This is a genomic window from Paracoccus sp. pheM1 (assembly GCF_018499825.1).
Lineage (GTDB): Bacteria > Pseudomonadota > Alphaproteobacteria > Rhodobacterales > Rhodobacteraceae > Paracoccus > Paracoccus versutus.
Window position 1 is genome coordinate 72046 of the sequence record NZ_JAGXCX010000002.1, and the last position, 14877, is coordinate 86922.

15 protein-coding genes are annotated in these 14877 nt (G+C 67.9%); 11 read left to right on the forward strand and 4 right to left on the reverse strand.

The features are described 5' to 3' along the window. Positions 1–6: 6 nt before the first annotated feature. Together KF941_RS14460 and KF941_RS14465 are read right to left on the reverse strand one after the other, a co-directional pair. Positions 7–1170: an alpha-hydroxy acid oxidase gene (locus KF941_RS14460; RefSeq protein WP_214273780.1), complete on the reverse strand. Its 1164-nt coding sequence runs from the start codon at positions 1168–1170 to the stop codon at positions 7–9. 10 nt (positions 1171–1180) lie between these two features. Next, on the reverse strand, positions 1181–1516 hold the full coding sequence (locus KF941_RS14465; protein WP_214273781.1) for a hypothetical protein: 336 nt from the start codon (positions 1514–1516) through the stop codon (positions 1181–1183). Between the two features lie 101 nt (positions 1517–1617). On the opposite strand from KF941_RS14465, the gene KF941_RS14470 reads away from it, so the two are divergent. The 3 genes from KF941_RS14470 to rpoD all read left to right on the forward strand — a co-directional run bounded on the left by KF941_RS14470 (position 1618) and on the right by rpoD (position 6309). After that, entirely contained in the window at positions 1618–2202 is a 585-nt protein-coding gene (locus tag KF941_RS14470) for a TetR/AcrR family transcriptional regulator (RefSeq protein ID WP_072463537.1), read from the forward strand. A gap of 39 nt (positions 2203–2241) precedes the next feature. Then, positions 2242–4185 carry a DNA primase gene (gene dnaG, locus KF941_RS14475; RefSeq protein ID WP_214273782.1) on the forward strand — a complete coding sequence of 648 codons (1944 nt, stop codon included), beginning with the start codon at positions 2242–2244 and terminating at the stop codon, positions 4183–4185. A 141-nt stretch (positions 4186–4326) separates the two neighbouring features. Beyond that, complete coding sequence (gene rpoD, locus KF941_RS14480) at positions 4327–6309, forward strand: RNA polymerase sigma factor RpoD (protein ID WP_036754631.1); 1983 nt, start codon at positions 4327–4329, stop codon at positions 6307–6309. Between the two features lie 57 nt (positions 6310–6366). On the opposite strand, the gene KF941_RS14485 is transcribed toward rpoD, so the two are convergent. Continuing rightward, on the reverse strand, positions 6367–6915 hold the full coding sequence (locus tag KF941_RS14485) for an NAD(P)H-dependent oxidoreductase (RefSeq protein WP_036754628.1): 549 nt from the start codon (positions 6913–6915) through the stop codon (positions 6367–6369). Positions 6916–7082: 167 nt separating this feature from the next. On the opposite strand from KF941_RS14485, the gene rmuC reads away from it, so the two are divergent. The 7 genes from rmuC (at position 7083) to KF941_RS14520 (ending at position 12876) form a co-directional block, all read left to right on the forward strand. Continuing rightward, on the forward strand, positions 7083–8522 hold the full coding sequence (rmuC, locus tag KF941_RS14490) for a DNA recombination protein RmuC (RefSeq protein WP_240540432.1): 1440 nt from the start codon (positions 7083–7085) through the stop codon (positions 8520–8522). 31 nt (positions 8523–8553) lie between these two features. Further along, entirely contained in the window at positions 8554–8985 is a 432-nt protein-coding gene (locus KF941_RS14495) for a hypothetical protein (protein ID WP_214273783.1), read from the forward strand. Continuing rightward, a complete protein-coding gene (locus tag KF941_RS14500) occupies positions 8982–9404 on the forward strand; it encodes a secondary thiamine-phosphate synthase enzyme YjbQ (protein ID WP_072463531.1) in 423 nt (140 codons plus the stop codon). The genes KF941_RS14495 and KF941_RS14500 overlap by 4 nt, the downstream gene beginning before the upstream one ends. Before the next feature lie 93 nt (positions 9405–9497). Next, positions 9498–10367: an ABC transporter permease gene (locus KF941_RS14505; protein ID WP_036754616.1), complete on the forward strand. Its 870-nt coding sequence runs from the start codon at positions 9498–9500 to the stop codon at positions 10365–10367. Beyond that, a complete protein-coding gene (locus KF941_RS14510; RefSeq protein ID WP_036754613.1) occupies positions 10364–11170 on the forward strand; it encodes an ABC transporter permease in 807 nt (268 codons plus the stop codon). Before KF941_RS14505 ends, KF941_RS14510 begins: the two co-directional genes overlap by 4 nt. A gap of 65 nt (positions 11171–11235) precedes the next feature. Next, positions 11236–12333 carry an ABC transporter ATP-binding protein gene (locus KF941_RS14515; RefSeq protein ID WP_214274589.1) on the forward strand — a complete coding sequence of 366 codons (1098 nt, stop codon included), beginning with the start codon at positions 11236–11238 and terminating at the stop codon, positions 12331–12333. A 96-nt stretch (positions 12334–12429) separates the two neighbouring features. Beyond that, entirely contained in the window at positions 12430–12876 is a 447-nt protein-coding gene (locus KF941_RS14520; protein ID WP_036754774.1) for a pore-forming ESAT-6 family protein, read from the forward strand. A 97-nt stretch (positions 12877–12973) separates the two neighbouring features. On the opposite strand, the gene KF941_RS14525 is transcribed toward KF941_RS14520, so the two are convergent. Continuing rightward, complete coding sequence (locus tag KF941_RS14525; RefSeq protein WP_036754610.1) at positions 12974–13315, reverse strand: MmcQ/YjbR family DNA-binding protein; 342 nt, start codon at positions 13313–13315, stop codon at positions 12974–12976. Between the two features lie 155 nt (positions 13316–13470). Here KF941_RS14525 and cysS point away from each other — a divergent pair, with 155 nt between their 5' ends. Further along, a complete protein-coding gene (gene cysS, locus KF941_RS14530) occupies positions 13471–14859 on the forward strand; it encodes a cysteine--tRNA ligase (protein WP_214273784.1) in 1389 nt (462 codons plus the stop codon). The last annotated feature ends 18 nt before the right edge of the window (positions 14860–14877 follow it).

Here is a 14877-nt window from a genome sequence, read left to right on the forward strand (position 1 = left end):
GGCACCCTAGCCCCAGGGCTGCAGGAAGTCCTGCGGCACCAGCAGGTTGTGGCGGCCGAGGTTCTTGACGTCCCGCTCGCCGCAGAGTGCCATGGTGATGTCCAGCTCCTTCTGGATCACCTCCAGCGCGCGGGTCACGCCAGCCTCGCCCATGGCGCCCAGCCCATAGATGAAGGCGCGGCCGATATGGGTGGCATGCGCTCCCATGGCCAACGCCTTCAGCACGTCCTGGCCCGAGCGGATGCCGCTGTCGAGATGGATCTCGACCCGGTCGCCCACCGCCTTGACGATCTCGGGCAGCATGCGGATGGAACTGACCGCGCCGTCCAGCTGCCGGCCGCCGTGGTTGCTGACGATGATCGCATCGGCGCCGAAATCCGCCGCCATGCGGGCGTCCTCGGGGTCGTTGATGCCCTTGAGGATCAGCTTGCCGCCCCAGAGGTCGCGGATGCGGGCGATCTTGCCCCAGTCGAGCTGCGGGTCGAACTGCTCGGCCGTCCAGGCGACCAGCGACGAGGGATCGCCCACCCCCTTGGCATGGCCGACGATATTGCCGAAGAAGCGGCGCCTGGTCTGCAGCATCTCGATGCCCCAGCGCCATTTCGTCGCCAGGTCCAGCAGCACCGGCAGGGTCAGCCGCGGCGGGGCGGACAGCCCGTTCTTCAGATCCTTGTGGCGCTGGCCCAGGATCTGCAGGTCCAGCGTCAGCACCAGCGCCGAGCAATTGGCGCGCCGGGCCCGCTCGATGATCGCCTCCAGGAATTCCTGGTCGCGCATGACGTAAAGCTGGAACCAGAACGGCGCCTGGGTCGCCTGGGCCACGTCCTCGATCGAGCAGATCGACATGGTCGAAAGCGTGAAGGGCACGCCAAAGGCTTTCGCCGCCCGCGCCGCCTTGATCTCGCCATCGGCGCATTGCATGCCGGTCATGCCGACCGGGGCCAGCGCCACCGGCATGGCGACCCTTTGCCCGGCCATCGTGCTTTCGGTGGTGCGCCCGGTCATGTCCACCGCGACGCGCTGGCGCAGCTTGATGCGCTGGAAATCGCTGCAATTGTCGCGGAAGGTGCCCTCGGTATAGCTGCCGCTTTCGCAATAGTCGTAGAACATGCGCGGCACGCGTCGGCGATAGATCGCCTTCAGGTCGTCGATGCAGGTGATGACCGGCATGGGCTTCTCCTCAGTTCGGCGGGCAATCGGGGCTGCCCTCGGGGCAGTCCTCGGCCGGGGATTGCTGCGACAGCGCCTTGGCGCGGGCGCGCAGGGCCTCGGCGCGGCGCTGCAATGCGGCGTCGCCCGCGGCGGGCGCGGCGCCGGCGCGGGCGGCAAGGGAGCGGCCGCGCGCATCCAGCGCGTTGCCCGCCGCCGCGGGGTCGCGGCCGGCATCGGTGGCATGGCCGGGCAGGGCCGGCTCGGCCAGCAGCCGGTCGGTCGGCATCAGCTCGGGATAGTCGCCTACCATGTCGCCGCATGCGGCAAGGCTTGCCAGCGCCAGCGCGCCCCAGATCCGCCCCATGCCGTTCCCCTGAAAATTCATGTGCCGGACCATAGGCCTGCCGGGGCGGCGAGGGCAAGATGTGCTCTTTTCTTGGCGCGGCTGGCCGCCTAGAAGGCGGCATGGCAAGAACCCAGGGCTCGAAGGCAGAGATCACCGGACCGCTGGTCCGCGGCGCCGCGCGCAGGCTGTTTGCGCGCCACGGCTATGCCGCGGTCTCGATGCGCCAGATCGCGGCCGAGGTCGGCGTGCAGGTCGGCACGCTCTACAGCTATACCGCCGACAAGCAGGCGCTGCTGGCCGACCTGCTGCGGGTGCATATGGAAGAGCTGCTGGCCGCCTGGCGCGACGATCCGGCCCGGCCCGCGCTCGACCGGCTCGAGGCGTTCCTGCGCTTTCACATCCAGACCAGCCTGGAGCGTCCCGAGGCGGTGTTCCTGTCCTATATGGAGCTGCGCAACCTGACGCCCGAGAACCGCGCCGAGATCGCCGCCCTGCGCCGCCGCTACGAGGATGCGCTGGAGGCGATCCTGATCGCCGGCGAGGCCGAGGGCGCGATGGCGGTGCCCGACACGCGGCTGGCCACCATGGCGCTGATCGCCATGCTGACCGGCGTCACCAACTGGTATCGCGAGGGCGGCCGGCTGGACCAGGAGCGGGTGGTCGCGGTCTATCGCGAATTGGTGCGCGGCGCGGTGGGTGCATGACCCTTTGCAACCGGGCGGCGTGATCCGATATAAGACGGCATGAGCCTGCCGCCGCAATTCCTTGACGAGATCCGCGCCCGCGTGCCTTTGTCGCGCGTGATCGGGCGCAAGGTGGTCTGGGATCTGCGCCGCTCGAATCAGGCCAAGGGCGACTGGTGGGCGCCCTGTCCCTTCCACGGCGAAAAGACCGCCTCCTTCCATGTCGACGACCAGAAGGGCTTCTATTACTGCTTCGGTTGCCACGCCAAGGGCGATGCGCTGACCTTCCTGCGCGAGGCCGAGGGGCTGGGTTTCATCGAGGCGGTCGAGCTGCTGGCCGCCGAGGCCGGCCTGCCGATGCCCGAGCGCGACCCCCGCCAGGTGCAGCGCGCCGACCGCCGCACCGAGCTGGTCGAGGTCATGGAACAGGCGGTGCGCTGGTTTCGCATGCAGCTGGGCATGGGCCCGGCCGAGGCGGCGCGGGCCTATCTGGCCCGGCGCGGGTTGGACGAGGCCGCCTGCGAAGCCTTCGGCATCGGTTTCGCCCCCGACCAGCGGCAGGGCCTCTACAACGCCCTGCGCGCCAAGGGCATCGCCGAGGCGCTGATCGTCGAGGCCGGGCTGGCGGCCAAGCCCGAGGATGGCGGCGCCTCCTTCGACCGCTTTCGCGGCCGCATCATCTTTCCGATCCGCGACGGGCGCGGGCGCTGCATCGCCTTCGGCGGCCGGGCGATGGACCCGAACGCGCGGGCGAAATACCTCAACAGTCCCGAGACGCCGCTCTTCGACAAGGGGCGCAACCTCTACAATATCGGCCCGGCGCGGGCGGCGGTGGCCAAGGGCCGGCCGCTGGTGGTGGCCGAGGGCTACATGGACGTGATCGCCCTGGTCCGGGCGGGTTTCGAGGGCGCGGTGGCCCCGCTGGGCACCGCGATCACCGAGGACCAGCTGCGGCTGATGTGGCGCATCTCGCCCGAGCCGGTGATCGCGCTCGACGGCGACCAGGCGGGGTTGCGCGCGGCGATGCGGCTGATCGACCTGGCCCTGCCGATGACCGGGCCGGGGCAGGCGCTGCGCTTTGCCTTCCTGCCGCAGGGGCTGGACCCGGACGACCTGATCCGCGCCCGCGGGGCAGGGGCGATGGGCGCCGTGCTGGACGAGGCGCGGCCGCTGGTCGACCTGCTGTGGCGGCGCGAGACCGAGGGGCGGATCTTCGACAGCCCCGAGCGCCGGGCGGCGCTGGACAAGGCGCTTGCCGAGGCGGTGGCCAAGATCCCCGACAAGGACACCCGCGACCATTACCAGGCCGTGCTGCGCAACCTGAAATGGGAGCTGTTCGGCAACCGCCGCCGCGCCGATGCGCCCGCGGCCGCGCGCCCGGCCCGCGACTGGCCCCGCGACTGGCAGGGGCAGGGGCGCAATGCCCGCTTCCAGCCGGTCGCGCCCGCGGCGCCCACGCGCGCCTCGCGGCTGTCCTCGCCCGACATGGACGGGCAGCAGGCCGAGGCGCTGGTCGAGGCCATGGTGCTGGCGATCTGCGCCACCCATCCGGGGCTGATCGCCCCGGTCGAATCGCGGCTGGAGCGGCTGGAGCCGCAGGATGCGGACCGCGCCGCGCTGATCCACGACCTGCTGTCGGGCACGCAATCCCAGGCCGGGCAGCGCGCCCTTGAAAGCATCATGGCCGACCCCCATGTGAGGGCGGCCCCGGCGATCCTGCGCCCGCATGACGGCGATGCCGCCGCCGGCATCCTTGCCAATGCCCTGGACCGGATCGAGGCCCGCCGCGCCGCGCGCGAGGAAATCGCCCGCGCCGAGGCCGAGATCGAGGGCCTGGCCGACGAGGGCCTGACCTGGCGCATGGCGCAATCCGCCCGTGCCCGCCAGCAGGCCGACCACCCCTCGCTGGCCGACCTGTCGGACCTGGGCGAGGACAGCGACGCCTATCGGGCCATCCTCGATGCGGCGCTGAAGAACGAGATCTGGCGCAAGCCGCGCGGCTGAACGACGCGCGAATCGCCTGCGCCGAATCACCCCGGCCGGCGCCGGGTCGCAGGCTTTGAATCGCCGGCGATTCGCGCTAGAACCGGCCGATAGCCGATCCCGATTCGCCGATTCGCGAATCACCGCTTCAAGGGAGCCAGCATGGCAGCCAACGACGAAGACCAGAAGCCCGAGGCCAAGGACGACGATCCTTCGCTGGACATGTCGCAGGCCGCGGTCAAGCGCATGATCGCCGAAGGGCGCGAGCGCGGCTTCATCACCTATGACCAGCTCAATGCCGTCCTGCCGCCCGAACAGGTCAGTTCCGACCAGATCGAGGATGTCATGTCCATGCTGTCGGAAATGGACATCCGCGTGGTCGAGAACGACGAGGAGGCCGAGGAGGCCGAACCGGGCGGCGAGCTGACCACCACCGGCTCGGGCTCGCGCGAGCTGACCGTCGCCACCGCCGAGACGGAAAAGCTGGACCGCACCGACGACCCGGTGCGCATGTATCTGCGCGAGATGGGCTCGGTCGAGCTGCTGTCGCGCGAGGGCGAGATCGCCATCGCCAAGCGCATCGAGGCCGGCCGCAACACCATGATCGCCGGGCTTTGCGAAAGCCCGCTGACCTTCAAGGCCATCACCATGTGGCGCCAGGAGCTTCTGGACGAGGACATCCTGCTGCGCGACGTGATCGACCTCGAGACCACCTTCGGCCGCTCGATGGACGAGGACGGCGAGGAAGAAGAGGTTCTGCCGACCGAGACCCGTCCCGCCGCAGGCAACGGTGCCGCGCGCGAGGAGGAAGAGTTCGACGCCGACGGCAACCCCATGGGCCGCGAGGAGGACGAGGACGAGGACGACGGCCAGAACCTGTCGCTGGCCGCGATGGAAGCCTCGCTGAAGCCCAAGGTGCTGGAGACGCTGGAGGCCATCGCCCGCGGCTACGAAGAGCTGTCGCACATGCAGGACAACCGCATGTCGGCGACGCTGAACGAGGACGGCACCTTCTCGGCCGCGCAGGAAAGCGCCTATCAGGAGCTGCGTTCGCGCATCGTCGCGCTGGTGAACGAGCTGCACCTGCACAACAACCGCATCGAGGCGCTGGTCGACCAGATCTATGGCATCAACCGCCGCATCGTCACCATCGATTCCAACGTGGTGAAGCTGGCCGATGCCGCGCGCATCAACCGGCGCGAATTCATCGACGCCTATCGCGGCAGCGAGCTGGACCCGACCTGGGTCGAGCGCATGATGCAGCACAAGGGCCGCGGCTGGCAGGCGCTGTTCGAGAAATCCCGCACCCAGGTGGAAAGCCTGCGCGCCGAGATGGCCATGGTCGGCCAGCATGTCGGCGTGGACATCGAGGAGTTCCGCCGCATCGTCAGCCAAGTCCAGCGCGGCGAAAAGGAATCGCGCCAGGCCAAGAAGGAAATGGTCGAGGCGAACCTGCGGCTGGTGATCTCGATCGCCAAGAAATACACGAACAGGGGCCTGCAATTCCTTGATCTAATTCAGGAAGGCAATATCGGCCTGATGAAGGCCGTGGACAAGTTCGAGTATCGCCGCGGCTACAAGTTCTCGACCTATGCGACCTGGTGGATCCGCCAGGCAATCACGCGAAGCATCGCCGACCAGGCCCGGACCATCCGCATCCCGGTCCACATGATCGAGACGATCAACAAGCTGGTGCGCACGGGGCGGCAGATGCTGCACGAGATCGGCCGCGAGCCCACGCCCGAGGAACTGGCCGAAAAGCTGCAGATGCCGCTGGAAAAGGTCCGCAAGGTGATGAAGATCGCCAAGGAGCCGATCAGCCTCGAAACCCCGATCGGGGACGAGGAGGACAGCCAGCTTGGCGATTTCATCGAGGACAAGAACGCCGTCCTGCCGCTCGACTCGGCCATTCAGGAAAACCTGAAGGAGACGACGACGCGGGTGCTGGCCAGCCTGACCCCGCGCGAGGAGCGGGTTTTGCGCATGCGCTTCGGCATCGGCATGAACACCGACCATACGCTGGAAGAGGTCGGCCAGCAGTTCAGCGTCACCCGCGAACGCATCCGCCAGATCGAGGCCAAGGCGCTGCGCAAGCTGAAACATCCCAGCCGGTCGCGCAAGCTGCGGTCCTTCCTGGACCAGTAACCGCCCGGATCAATGAAAAAGGCCGCGCCCCAGGGCGCGGCCTTGGTCGTTCCGGGCTCAGCCGTGCTTTTCGATCCAGTCCACGAAGGCATCGACATAGGCTTGCAGGAACTTCGCGGTCTTTTCGTCGGTGACGCTGCCGTCGGCGGCATAGGCCTCGGCGTGCCACTGGATATAGGCCTCGGGCATGCTCATCATCACCGTGCCGACATGGACCAGGTCGTTTTTCAGCCGCGCCTGCGCCAGCGCCGCGCCGATCACGCCGGGCGAGGTGCCGGTGACGGCCGCGGGCTTGCCCTTCCACGAGTTCTGGCCATAGGGGCGCGTCGCCCAGTCGATCGCGTTCTTGATGACGCCCGGATAGCTGCGATTGTATTCCGGCGTGATCGCCAGCACCGCGTCGGAATGCTCGATCCGGTCCTTGAGCCGCAGCACCGATTCGGGCGGATCGGCCCAAAGGTCGTCGTTGTAATGCGGCAGATCGCCGATATGCAGCAGGTGGAACTGCAACCGGCCCTCGGCCAGTTTCTGCAATGCCTTCATCAGCTTGTGGTTGAGCGAATCCTTGCGCAGCGACCCCACCATGACGGCGACGGACTTGACCATGCCTGATCTCCTCTTGCGGTTTTCAGGGGCAAGCTAGGGATGCAACCGGCGCGAGGGAAGGGGGCCTTGCGCTTGCATTCTGGGGGGAAAAGGTGAACAGTCCCCGGCAAGCGACGCGAAACCGCGGTTGGGACAAGGCGCAGGGGCCGATGGGCGAGGCGGGAAAAATGCAGGCATGGCTGGCGGATGCGGGCAATCTGCGGCTGCTGTTGGTCGCGGCGCTGGCGGTGCTGGCGCTTTGCCTTGTTGCGCTGTGGCGAACGCGGCGTTCGGCAGCGGCGGATGCCGTGCTGGCCCGGCGGCGCGAGGCCGAGTTGCAGGCGCGCTGCGATGCCGAATCGGCCGGGCTGCGCGACCAGCTTCTGGCCGTCAGCCGGCTGGAGACGCGGGCGGAATCGCTGACCCAGCGCCTGCAGGAGCTGGTCGAGGAGCGCGACGGGCTGAGCGATGCGCTGCATCGCGAAAGGCAGGCGGTCTCGCGGCTGGAGCGCGACCTGGCGGAAACCCGGCTGGCGGCGCAGAAGGACCGCGAGGCGGCCGAGCGCGACATCGCCACCCTGCGCGAATTGCGCGAGGAGATGACCGGCCAGTTCCGCCTGCTGGCCAACGAGACGCTGAAATCCCAGGGCAGCGAGATGCAAAAGGCGCATGGCGAGCAGCTTTCGGCCCTGCTGACCCCGTTTCGCGACCAGGTCCACCGCTTCCAGACCGAGCTTCAGGCCCGCAACAAGGCCACGGACGAGGAACGCGCAAGGCTGCGCGAGCAGATCGAATACCTGCACAAGCGCTCCGAGGACATCTCGCGCGAGGCGGTGGCGCTGACCCGCGCGCTGAAAGGCGACAGCCAGAAGCGCGGCGCCTGGGGCGAGATGATCCTGGAGCGCATCCTCGAGGATTCCGGCCTGATCGCCGGCACGCATTACGACACGCAGTCGAGCCATCGCGACACCGACGGCAAGCTGTGGCGGCCGGACGTGATCGTGAAGATGCCGCAGAAGAAGCTGCTGGTGATCGACAGCAAGGTCTCGCTGAACGCCTATGAAGAGGCGGTGAATGCCGAGGACATGCCGACCCGCGACGCCGCGCTGCGCCGGCACGTCGCCTCGGTCCGCGCCCATGTCGCCGGGCTTGCCGCCAAGGGCTACCAGGCGCTGGACGAGGGCTCGGTCGATTACGTGCTGATGTTCATCCCCGTCGAGGGCGCCTTTTCCGAGGCGCTGCGCGTCGATCCCGACCTGGCGCGGCACGCGATGGAGAGCCGGGTGGGGCTGGCGACGCCGACCACGCTGATGCTGACCCTGCGCACGGTGGATCACATCTGGACGGTCGAGCGGCGCGAGTCGAACGCCATGGCCATCGCCGCCCGCGCCGGCCAGCTTTACGACAAGCTGCACGGCTTCGTCTCGGCGGTCGAGGATGTGGGCAGCGCGCTGGAGCGGGCGCAGAAAAGCCACGCCACCGCCATGGACCGGCTGACCCGCGGGCCGGGCAACGTCATCCGCCAGGCCGAGATGCTGCGCGACCTGGGCGCGCGCACGCAAAAGCGGATCGTGCTGGACCATGACGGCGTCGAGTCGCTGGAAGCGCCGGGCGAGGCGGCGGAGTAGCTCATTGGGTATTTGTGCAACGGAGAAACCCATGGCGGGGAGTGATTGGGCGCCTTGGCGCAAGCCGCCGAGGCTCTGCAGGGTTGAGCGCGTCGACCTGAACAATCGCGAGTTCTGGCGATTGCTGGTCAAGGCGCCTGTCGGCAAGGTCATGCAGGTCTTGGCGACCCTGGCGATTGCCTTGCATGCAAGGTCGCTGGCCATGCCCGCGGGCAGCGCAGATCGCGCGCAGGTCGAGGCCTGCATGTGGATCGGCACCAGCGTTTTCTTGGCCGCCTGCCTCGTTTTGCTCGTTGAGGCGAGCGGGTTCAACCACGGGCTGAAACGCGCTGATCGCAGCCTGCATTCGGCAGCTTGGTGGCGGTGGCACCTGCTGAGCCGCTTTGCCGGGCAGGTTTTGGTCGTGCTGGCCTTCAGCGGGGTTGTGGTTCTGGGCATGTCGGCCCCGGAGCGCCTGTTTTGAACACCACCTTCACCATCCCGACTCGCGGGCCGGCCTGTCATGATTTCACCGCCGAGGTGGCGGCCTGGCTGCGCGGCATCGGCGCGCAGGAGGGCGTGGTGACGCTGTTCGTGCGCCATACCTCCTGCTCGCTCCTGGTGCAGGAGAACGCCGACCCGGACGTGCAGCGCGACCTGCTGGCCTGGCTCGACCGCATCGCGCCGTCGGCCGATCATCCGTCGATGCGCTACCTGACGCATCGCGCCGAGGGGCCGGACGACATGCCCGCGCATCTCAAGGCCGCGATCCTGCCCGTCAGCCTGCAGATCCCCGTCGCGCGCGGCCGGATGGAACTGGGCACCTGGCAGGGCATCTACCTGGTCGAGCATCGCGCCCAGCCGCATCGGCGCGAGGTGGCGGCGCATTTCCAGGGCTCGTGAAGCCGGCCTGCCGCAGCGCAGGAAAACCCTTTTCCTCGCGGCACGGATATGGAAACCTGCCACCCCAAGCGACAGGGATTCACAGGGCAGGGCATGGCGTCAGGAAACCGATCTCAGACGGCTCAGGGGCTGACCCTGATCGCGCCGCCGCTGGGCTATGCCGTGCTGGTGCTGGCGGCGCCCTTGCTGACCATCCTGGCCTATTCCTTCTTCAAGGACGGCTACCTGACGGTGATCCGCGAATTCACGCTGGAGAACTATCGCACCGTCTGGGCCGACCCGATCTTTCACCGCATCATGCTGCGTTCGCTGGGGGTGGCGGCGCTGGTGACGCTGGCCACCGTGGTGCTGGCCTTTCCGGTGGCCTATTTCCTGTCCTTCGCCGTCTCGCCGCAGAAAAAGGCCATGTGGCTGTTCCTGATCACCATCCCGTTCTGGACCAGCTACCTGATCCGGGTTTTCCTGTGGAAGGTGATCCTGGGCTATAACGGCGTCATCAACTCGGGGCTGAAGACGCTGGGGCTGATCGAGCAGCCGCTGACCTTCATCCTCTACAACGTCAACGCCATGGTCATCACGCTGGCCCATGCCTATGCGCCCTTCGCCATCCTGCCGATCTTCATCGCGCTGGAAAAGATCGACCGCTCGCTTCTGGAGGCCGGGCGCGACCTGGGCGAAAGCCGCGCCATGACCTTCTGGCGCGTCACCCTGCCCTTGGCCATGCCGGGGGTGGTGGCGGCGGCGCTGATCGTCTTCATCCCGACCATCGGCGACTATGTCACCCCGGCGCTGATCGGCGGCGGCAAGATCCCGATGATCGCCAACATGATCCAGGCGCAGATGCTGGACCTGGACAACCGGCCGATGGGCTCGGCGCTGGCGGTGACGGCGATGCTGATCGTCGCGGTCATCAGCCTGGCCTTCATCGCCGTGAACCGCCGCTTCCTCAGGGTGCGGCAATGAAGGGCGGGGGCCTGCGGGCCTATGCGCTGATCTACCTGCTGTTCCTTTACGCGCCGATCCTGCTTCTGCCGATCTTCGCCTTCAATTCGGGCACGATCATCGCCTTTCCGCTGCGGGGCTTCACCACGGAATGGTTCGCGCAGATGTGGGGCAATGCCTCGCTGCGCCGGGCGCTGACCAATTCGCTGACCATCGCCGTCAGTTCCTCGATCCTGGCGACCTGCCTTGGCGTCTTCGCCGCCCGCGCCTCGACCCGCTTCGCCTTTCCGGGCAAGGGGCCGATCATGGGGCTGATCATGCTGCCGCTGGTGCTGCCAGAGATCATCGTCTCGATCTCGCTTCTGGTGGTGCTCTTGTCGCTGGGCGTGCAGCTGAGCATCCTGACGGTGATCCTGGGCCATACGCTGATCTGCATGCCCTATGCCACGGTGATCCTGTCCACCGCCTTCAACTCGCTCGACCGTTCGCTGGAGGAGGCGGCCTATGACCTGGGCGAGACGCGGATCAGCGCCTTCCGGCTCGTGATCCTGCCGCTGGTCATGCCGGGCATCATCTCGTCGCTCTTGATGAGTTTCACCATCAGCCTGGACGAATTCATCATCGCCTTCTTCCTGGCCGGGAACGAGCCGACGCTGCCCACCTATATCTTCAGCCAGCTGCGTTTCCCCAAGCAGATCCCGATGATCATGGCGCTGGGGACGGTGCTGGTGCTGCTGTCGATCGCCCTTTTGACCATCGCCGAATATTTCCGCCGCCGCGGCATCGCCAAGACCGGCGCCAAGGATACCGGAGGCTTCCTGTGACGACCCAAAACCCCGGCCCGAAAAGCACCGCCGCCCATCGCGCCGCCATGGCCGGCGCGCGCCCGATGATCGAGATCCGCGGGGTGCAAAAGCATTACGGCGATTATCACGCGCTGCGCGGCATCGACCTGACCATCCGCTCGGGCGAGTTCTTTTCGCTGCTGGGGCCCTCGGGCTGCGGCAAGACCACGCTTCTGCGCACCATCGCCGGGTTCGAGGATATTTCCTCGGGCGTGGTGCTGATCGACGGGCAGGACATGCAGGACGTGCCGGCGAACCGGCGGCCGACCAACATGGTGTTCCAGTCCTATGCCATCTTCCCGCACCTGACCGTGGCCGAGAACGTGGGCTTCGGCCTGCGCCGCGACCCGCGCTCGCGCGCCGAAAAGGCGGCGGCGGTCGAACAGGCGCTGGAGATGGTGGGGCTGAAAGGCTATGGCAGCCGCGCCAGCCATGCGCTGTCGGGCGGGCAGCGGCAGCGGGTGGCGCTGGCCCGCGCGCTGATCCTGAAGCCCAAGGTGCTGCTGCTGGACGAGCCGCTTTCGGCGCTGGACCGCAAGATGCGCGAGCAGATGCAGGTCGAGCTGATCAAGCTGCAACGCCAGGTCGGCATCACCTTCGTCCTTGTCACCCACGACCAGGAAGAGGCGCTGGTCATGTCCGACCGCATCGCGGTGATGTTCGAGGGCCAGATCGCCCAGCTCGACGGGCCCGAGGCGCTTTATGCCCGCCCGACCAGCCGCCGGGTGGCGAATTTCATCGGGGTGATGAACTTCCTGCCCGCCCGCGTGCTGGGCGAGACCGCCGATGCGGCGCAGATCGAGGCGCCGGGGCTGGGCCGCGTCGACATTCCCCTGGCCAATGTCAGCCAGGCCGATCCGGGCGACGACGGCCCCTCGATCGGCTTCCGGCCCGAGGCGGTGTCGCTGGTCGCGCCCGGCGCGCAGGGCGCGAACCGGGTGGCCGAGGGGGTGATCGACGAGGTCGTCTATTACGGCGACATGACCTATTACGACGTGCGGCTGGACGGCTCGGCCGGTTTCGACGGCCAGGCGCGGCCGGTGCGCATCGCCATGCGCAACGTCTTCGGCCGCGAGGTGCAGGATGTCGGCACCCGCGCGAATGTGAGCTGGTCGCCGGGCTCGCTGGTGCTTTTCCGCTGATCGGCGCGTAAGCGGCCGCGGCATTCCGCCGAGCCGGTTTGCGGCCCCGGCCACCCCATGCCACAGTCCGCCCACACGCAACAGACGGAGATCGAGATGATCGCACGTTTCGCAATCCTGCCCGCCCTGGCCCTTGGCCTGACCGCAGGCGTGACCCTGGCGCAAGAGACGGCCCCGGCCGCGCCCGCCGCCCCCGAGGCCCCGGCCACGACCGAGGCGCCTGCCGCCGTGCCGGCCCAGGACAGCGCCGCCGCCTATGAAAGCGCGCGCAACCAGCTGGGCGTCCTGGCCTATTGCCAGGAGCAGGGCCATATCGACGGCAAGGCGGTCGAGATCCAGACCAAGCTGCTGGCGATGATCCCGGCGGGCGACAGCGCCAAGGGCGATGCCGCCGAGGCCAAGGGCAAGGAAGGCACCGTCTCGGCCATGGGCGTCGAGCGGACGCTGGCCGATGCCGCGACCGAGCAAAACACCACCGAAGAGGCGCTCTGCAAGCAGATGGAAGGCTTGCTGCAACAGCTCGCCTCGCAGGTTCCGGCCTGACGCCTTGCCGATCGTTCTTGGCGCGGGGCCAGTCGCTCGGCCCTTCGCCTCTGGCCGGCTCCCTCTCGGGGCCGGCCATTTTCGTCGCAGGGGCGGGTTACAGGGGCGGCAGGGCCGCCTGCACCTTCCTGGGCAGGGCGCCGCGCACCAGACGATAGGAATGGCGGATGCGATGCGCCAGCTCGTCGGGCGCCGAATCGAGCGGCAGCGCGACCCAGCTGCGGTGCAGATAGGCCGCGCGCTCGGCCACGCCGGTCTCGATCAGGAATTCGGCCGTCTCGGCGCTGTCGGTCTTGACCGAGACATGGGTGCCGATGGCGCCGGTGACGGCAAAGGTCTTGCCGCCGATCTTCCAGCAATCATGGCCGCCGCCCCAGGGATCCGACCATTCGGCCCCAGGCTGCGCGGCGCAGATTTCATTGACCAGTTCGCGGCTCATGGCCCAAGTTTTGCAGCCTCTCTTGGCATAGGCAAGACAATGCGTTAAGGCGGGCGCATGAAGGCAGGAACCGCCACCACCCGCTGCATCATTACCGGCTGAAAATTCAGGCGGGCGGTTCATGGTGACCTGACGACGCCCGCAAAGGGGAAGTCATGGTCGAGATCAGGCTGACGAATACCAGGACGCGCCGGAAAGAGGTTTTCCGGCCCATCGACCCGCAGAACGTGCGGCTCTATCTCTGCGGGCCGACGGTCTATGACCGGGCGCATCTGGGCAATGCGCGCCCCGTGGTGGTGATCGACGTGCTGGTGCGGCTGCTGCGCCACGTCCATGGCGCGGACCATGTCACCTATGTGCGCAACTTCACCGACGTGGACGACAAGATCAACGCCGCCGCCCTGGCCCGCAAGGAGGCCGGTGCCGAAGGCAGCCTCGAGGAGCTGATCCGCGAGCGCACGCATGAAACCATCGGCTGGTATCACGCCGACATGGATGCGCTGGGGGCGGCGCGGCCCGATTACGAGCCGCGCGCCACCGATTACATCGGCGAGATGATCGCCATGATCGAGACGCTGGTCCAGGGCGGCCATGCCTATGCCAAGGACGGGCATGTGCTGTTCCGCGTGCGCAGCTTTGCCGGTTACGGCAAGCTTTCGGGGCGTTCGGTCGACGACATGATCGCCGGCGCCCGCGTCGAGGTCGCGCCCTTCAAGGAAGACCCGATGGATTTCGTGCTGTGGAAGCCCTCGGATGCGGAACTGCCGGGCTGGGACAGCCCCTGGGGCCGCGGCCGTCCGGGCTGGCATATCGAATGCTCGGCCATGTCCTACGAATTGCTGGGCGAAAGCTTCGACATCCATGCCGGCGGCATCGACCTGCAATTCCCTCATCACGAGAACGAGATCGCGCAAAGCTGCTGCGCCCATCCGCATGGCGATTTCGCCCGCGTCTGGCTGCATAACGAGATGCTGCAGGTCGAGGGGCGCAAGATGTCCAAGAGCCTGGGCAATTTCTTCACCGTCCGCGACCTCTTGGACCAGGGCATTCCGGGCGAGGTGATCCGCTTCGTGCTGCTGTCGACGCATTACCGCAAGCCGATGGACTGGACGGCCGAGAAGGCGCGCGAGGCCGAGGCCGTGCTGCGCCGCTGGCGCGGCCTTGTCGCGGGGATCGACCCCGCGCCAAGCCCGGCACCCGCCGTCCTGGCCGCGCTTGCCGACGACCTCAATACCGCGGGTGCGATCGCGGCCTTGCACGAGATGGCGGGGCAGGGCGACGGCGCGGGCCTGCTGGCCGGCGCCCGCATGCTTGGCCTGCTGACCGAGGATCTGGGCGGCTGGATCGCCGAGGGCCCCGACCTGTCGCCCTGGGCCGAGCGCATGGCGGCGCTGCGTGCCGAGGCCAAGGCCAGCAAGGATTTCTCGGCGGTGGACGGCTTCAAGCAGCGCCTGCTGGCCGCCGGGGTCGAGGTGCGCATGGGCCCGGCCGGGGTCGAGCTTCTGCCCGGCCCGGATTTCGACGCCGCCGGACTGCCCGAATAACCGCACACCAGCCAGCCG

Bases quoted from the DNA above. Each gene is read 5' to 3' on its own strand.
- KF941_RS14460 (WP_214273780.1), bottom strand. From the start codon at position 1,170: ATGCCGGTCATCACCTGCATCGACGACCTGAAGGCGATCTATCGCCGA.
- KF941_RS14465 (WP_214273781.1), bottom strand. From the start codon at position 1,516: ATGGGGCGGATCTGGGGCGCGCTGGCGCTGGCAAGCCTTGCCGCATGC.
- KF941_RS14470 (WP_072463537.1), top strand. From the start codon at position 1,618: ATGGCAAGAACCCAGGGCTCGAAGGCAGAGATCACCGGACCGCTGGTC.
- dnaG (WP_214273782.1), top strand. From the start codon at position 2,242: ATGAGCCTGCCGCCGCAATTCCTTGACGAGATCCGCGCCCGCGTGCCT.
- rpoD (WP_036754631.1), top strand. From the start codon at position 4,327: ATGGCAGCCAACGACGAAGACCAGAAGCCCGAGGCCAAGGACGACGAT.
- KF941_RS14485 (WP_036754628.1), bottom strand. From the start codon at position 6,915: ATGGTCAAGTCCGTCGCCGTCATGGTGGGGTCGCTGCGCAAGGATTCG.
- rmuC (WP_240540432.1), top strand. From the start codon at position 7,083: ATGCAGGCATGGCTGGCGGATGCGGGCAATCTGCGGCTGCTGTTGGTC.
- KF941_RS14495 (WP_214273783.1), top strand. From the start codon at position 8,554: ATGGCGGGGAGTGATTGGGCGCCTTGGCGCAAGCCGCCGAGGCTCTGC.
- KF941_RS14505 (WP_036754616.1), top strand. From the start codon at position 9,498: ATGGCGTCAGGAAACCGATCTCAGACGGCTCAGGGGCTGACCCTGATC.
- KF941_RS14510 (WP_036754613.1), top strand. From the start codon at position 10,364: ATGAAGGGCGGGGGCCTGCGGGCCTATGCGCTGATCTACCTGCTGTTC.
- KF941_RS14515 (WP_214274589.1), top strand. From the start codon at position 11,236: ATGATCGAGATCCGCGGGGTGCAAAAGCATTACGGCGATTATCACGCG.
- KF941_RS14520 (WP_036754774.1), top strand. From the start codon at position 12,430: ATGATCGCACGTTTCGCAATCCTGCCCGCCCTGGCCCTTGGCCTGACC.
- KF941_RS14525 (WP_036754610.1), bottom strand. From the start codon at position 13,315: ATGAGCCGCGAACTGGTCAATGAAATCTGCGCCGCGCAGCCTGGGGCC.
- cysS (WP_214273784.1), top strand. From the start codon at position 13,471: ATGGTCGAGATCAGGCTGACGAATACCAGGACGCGCCGGAAAGAGGTT.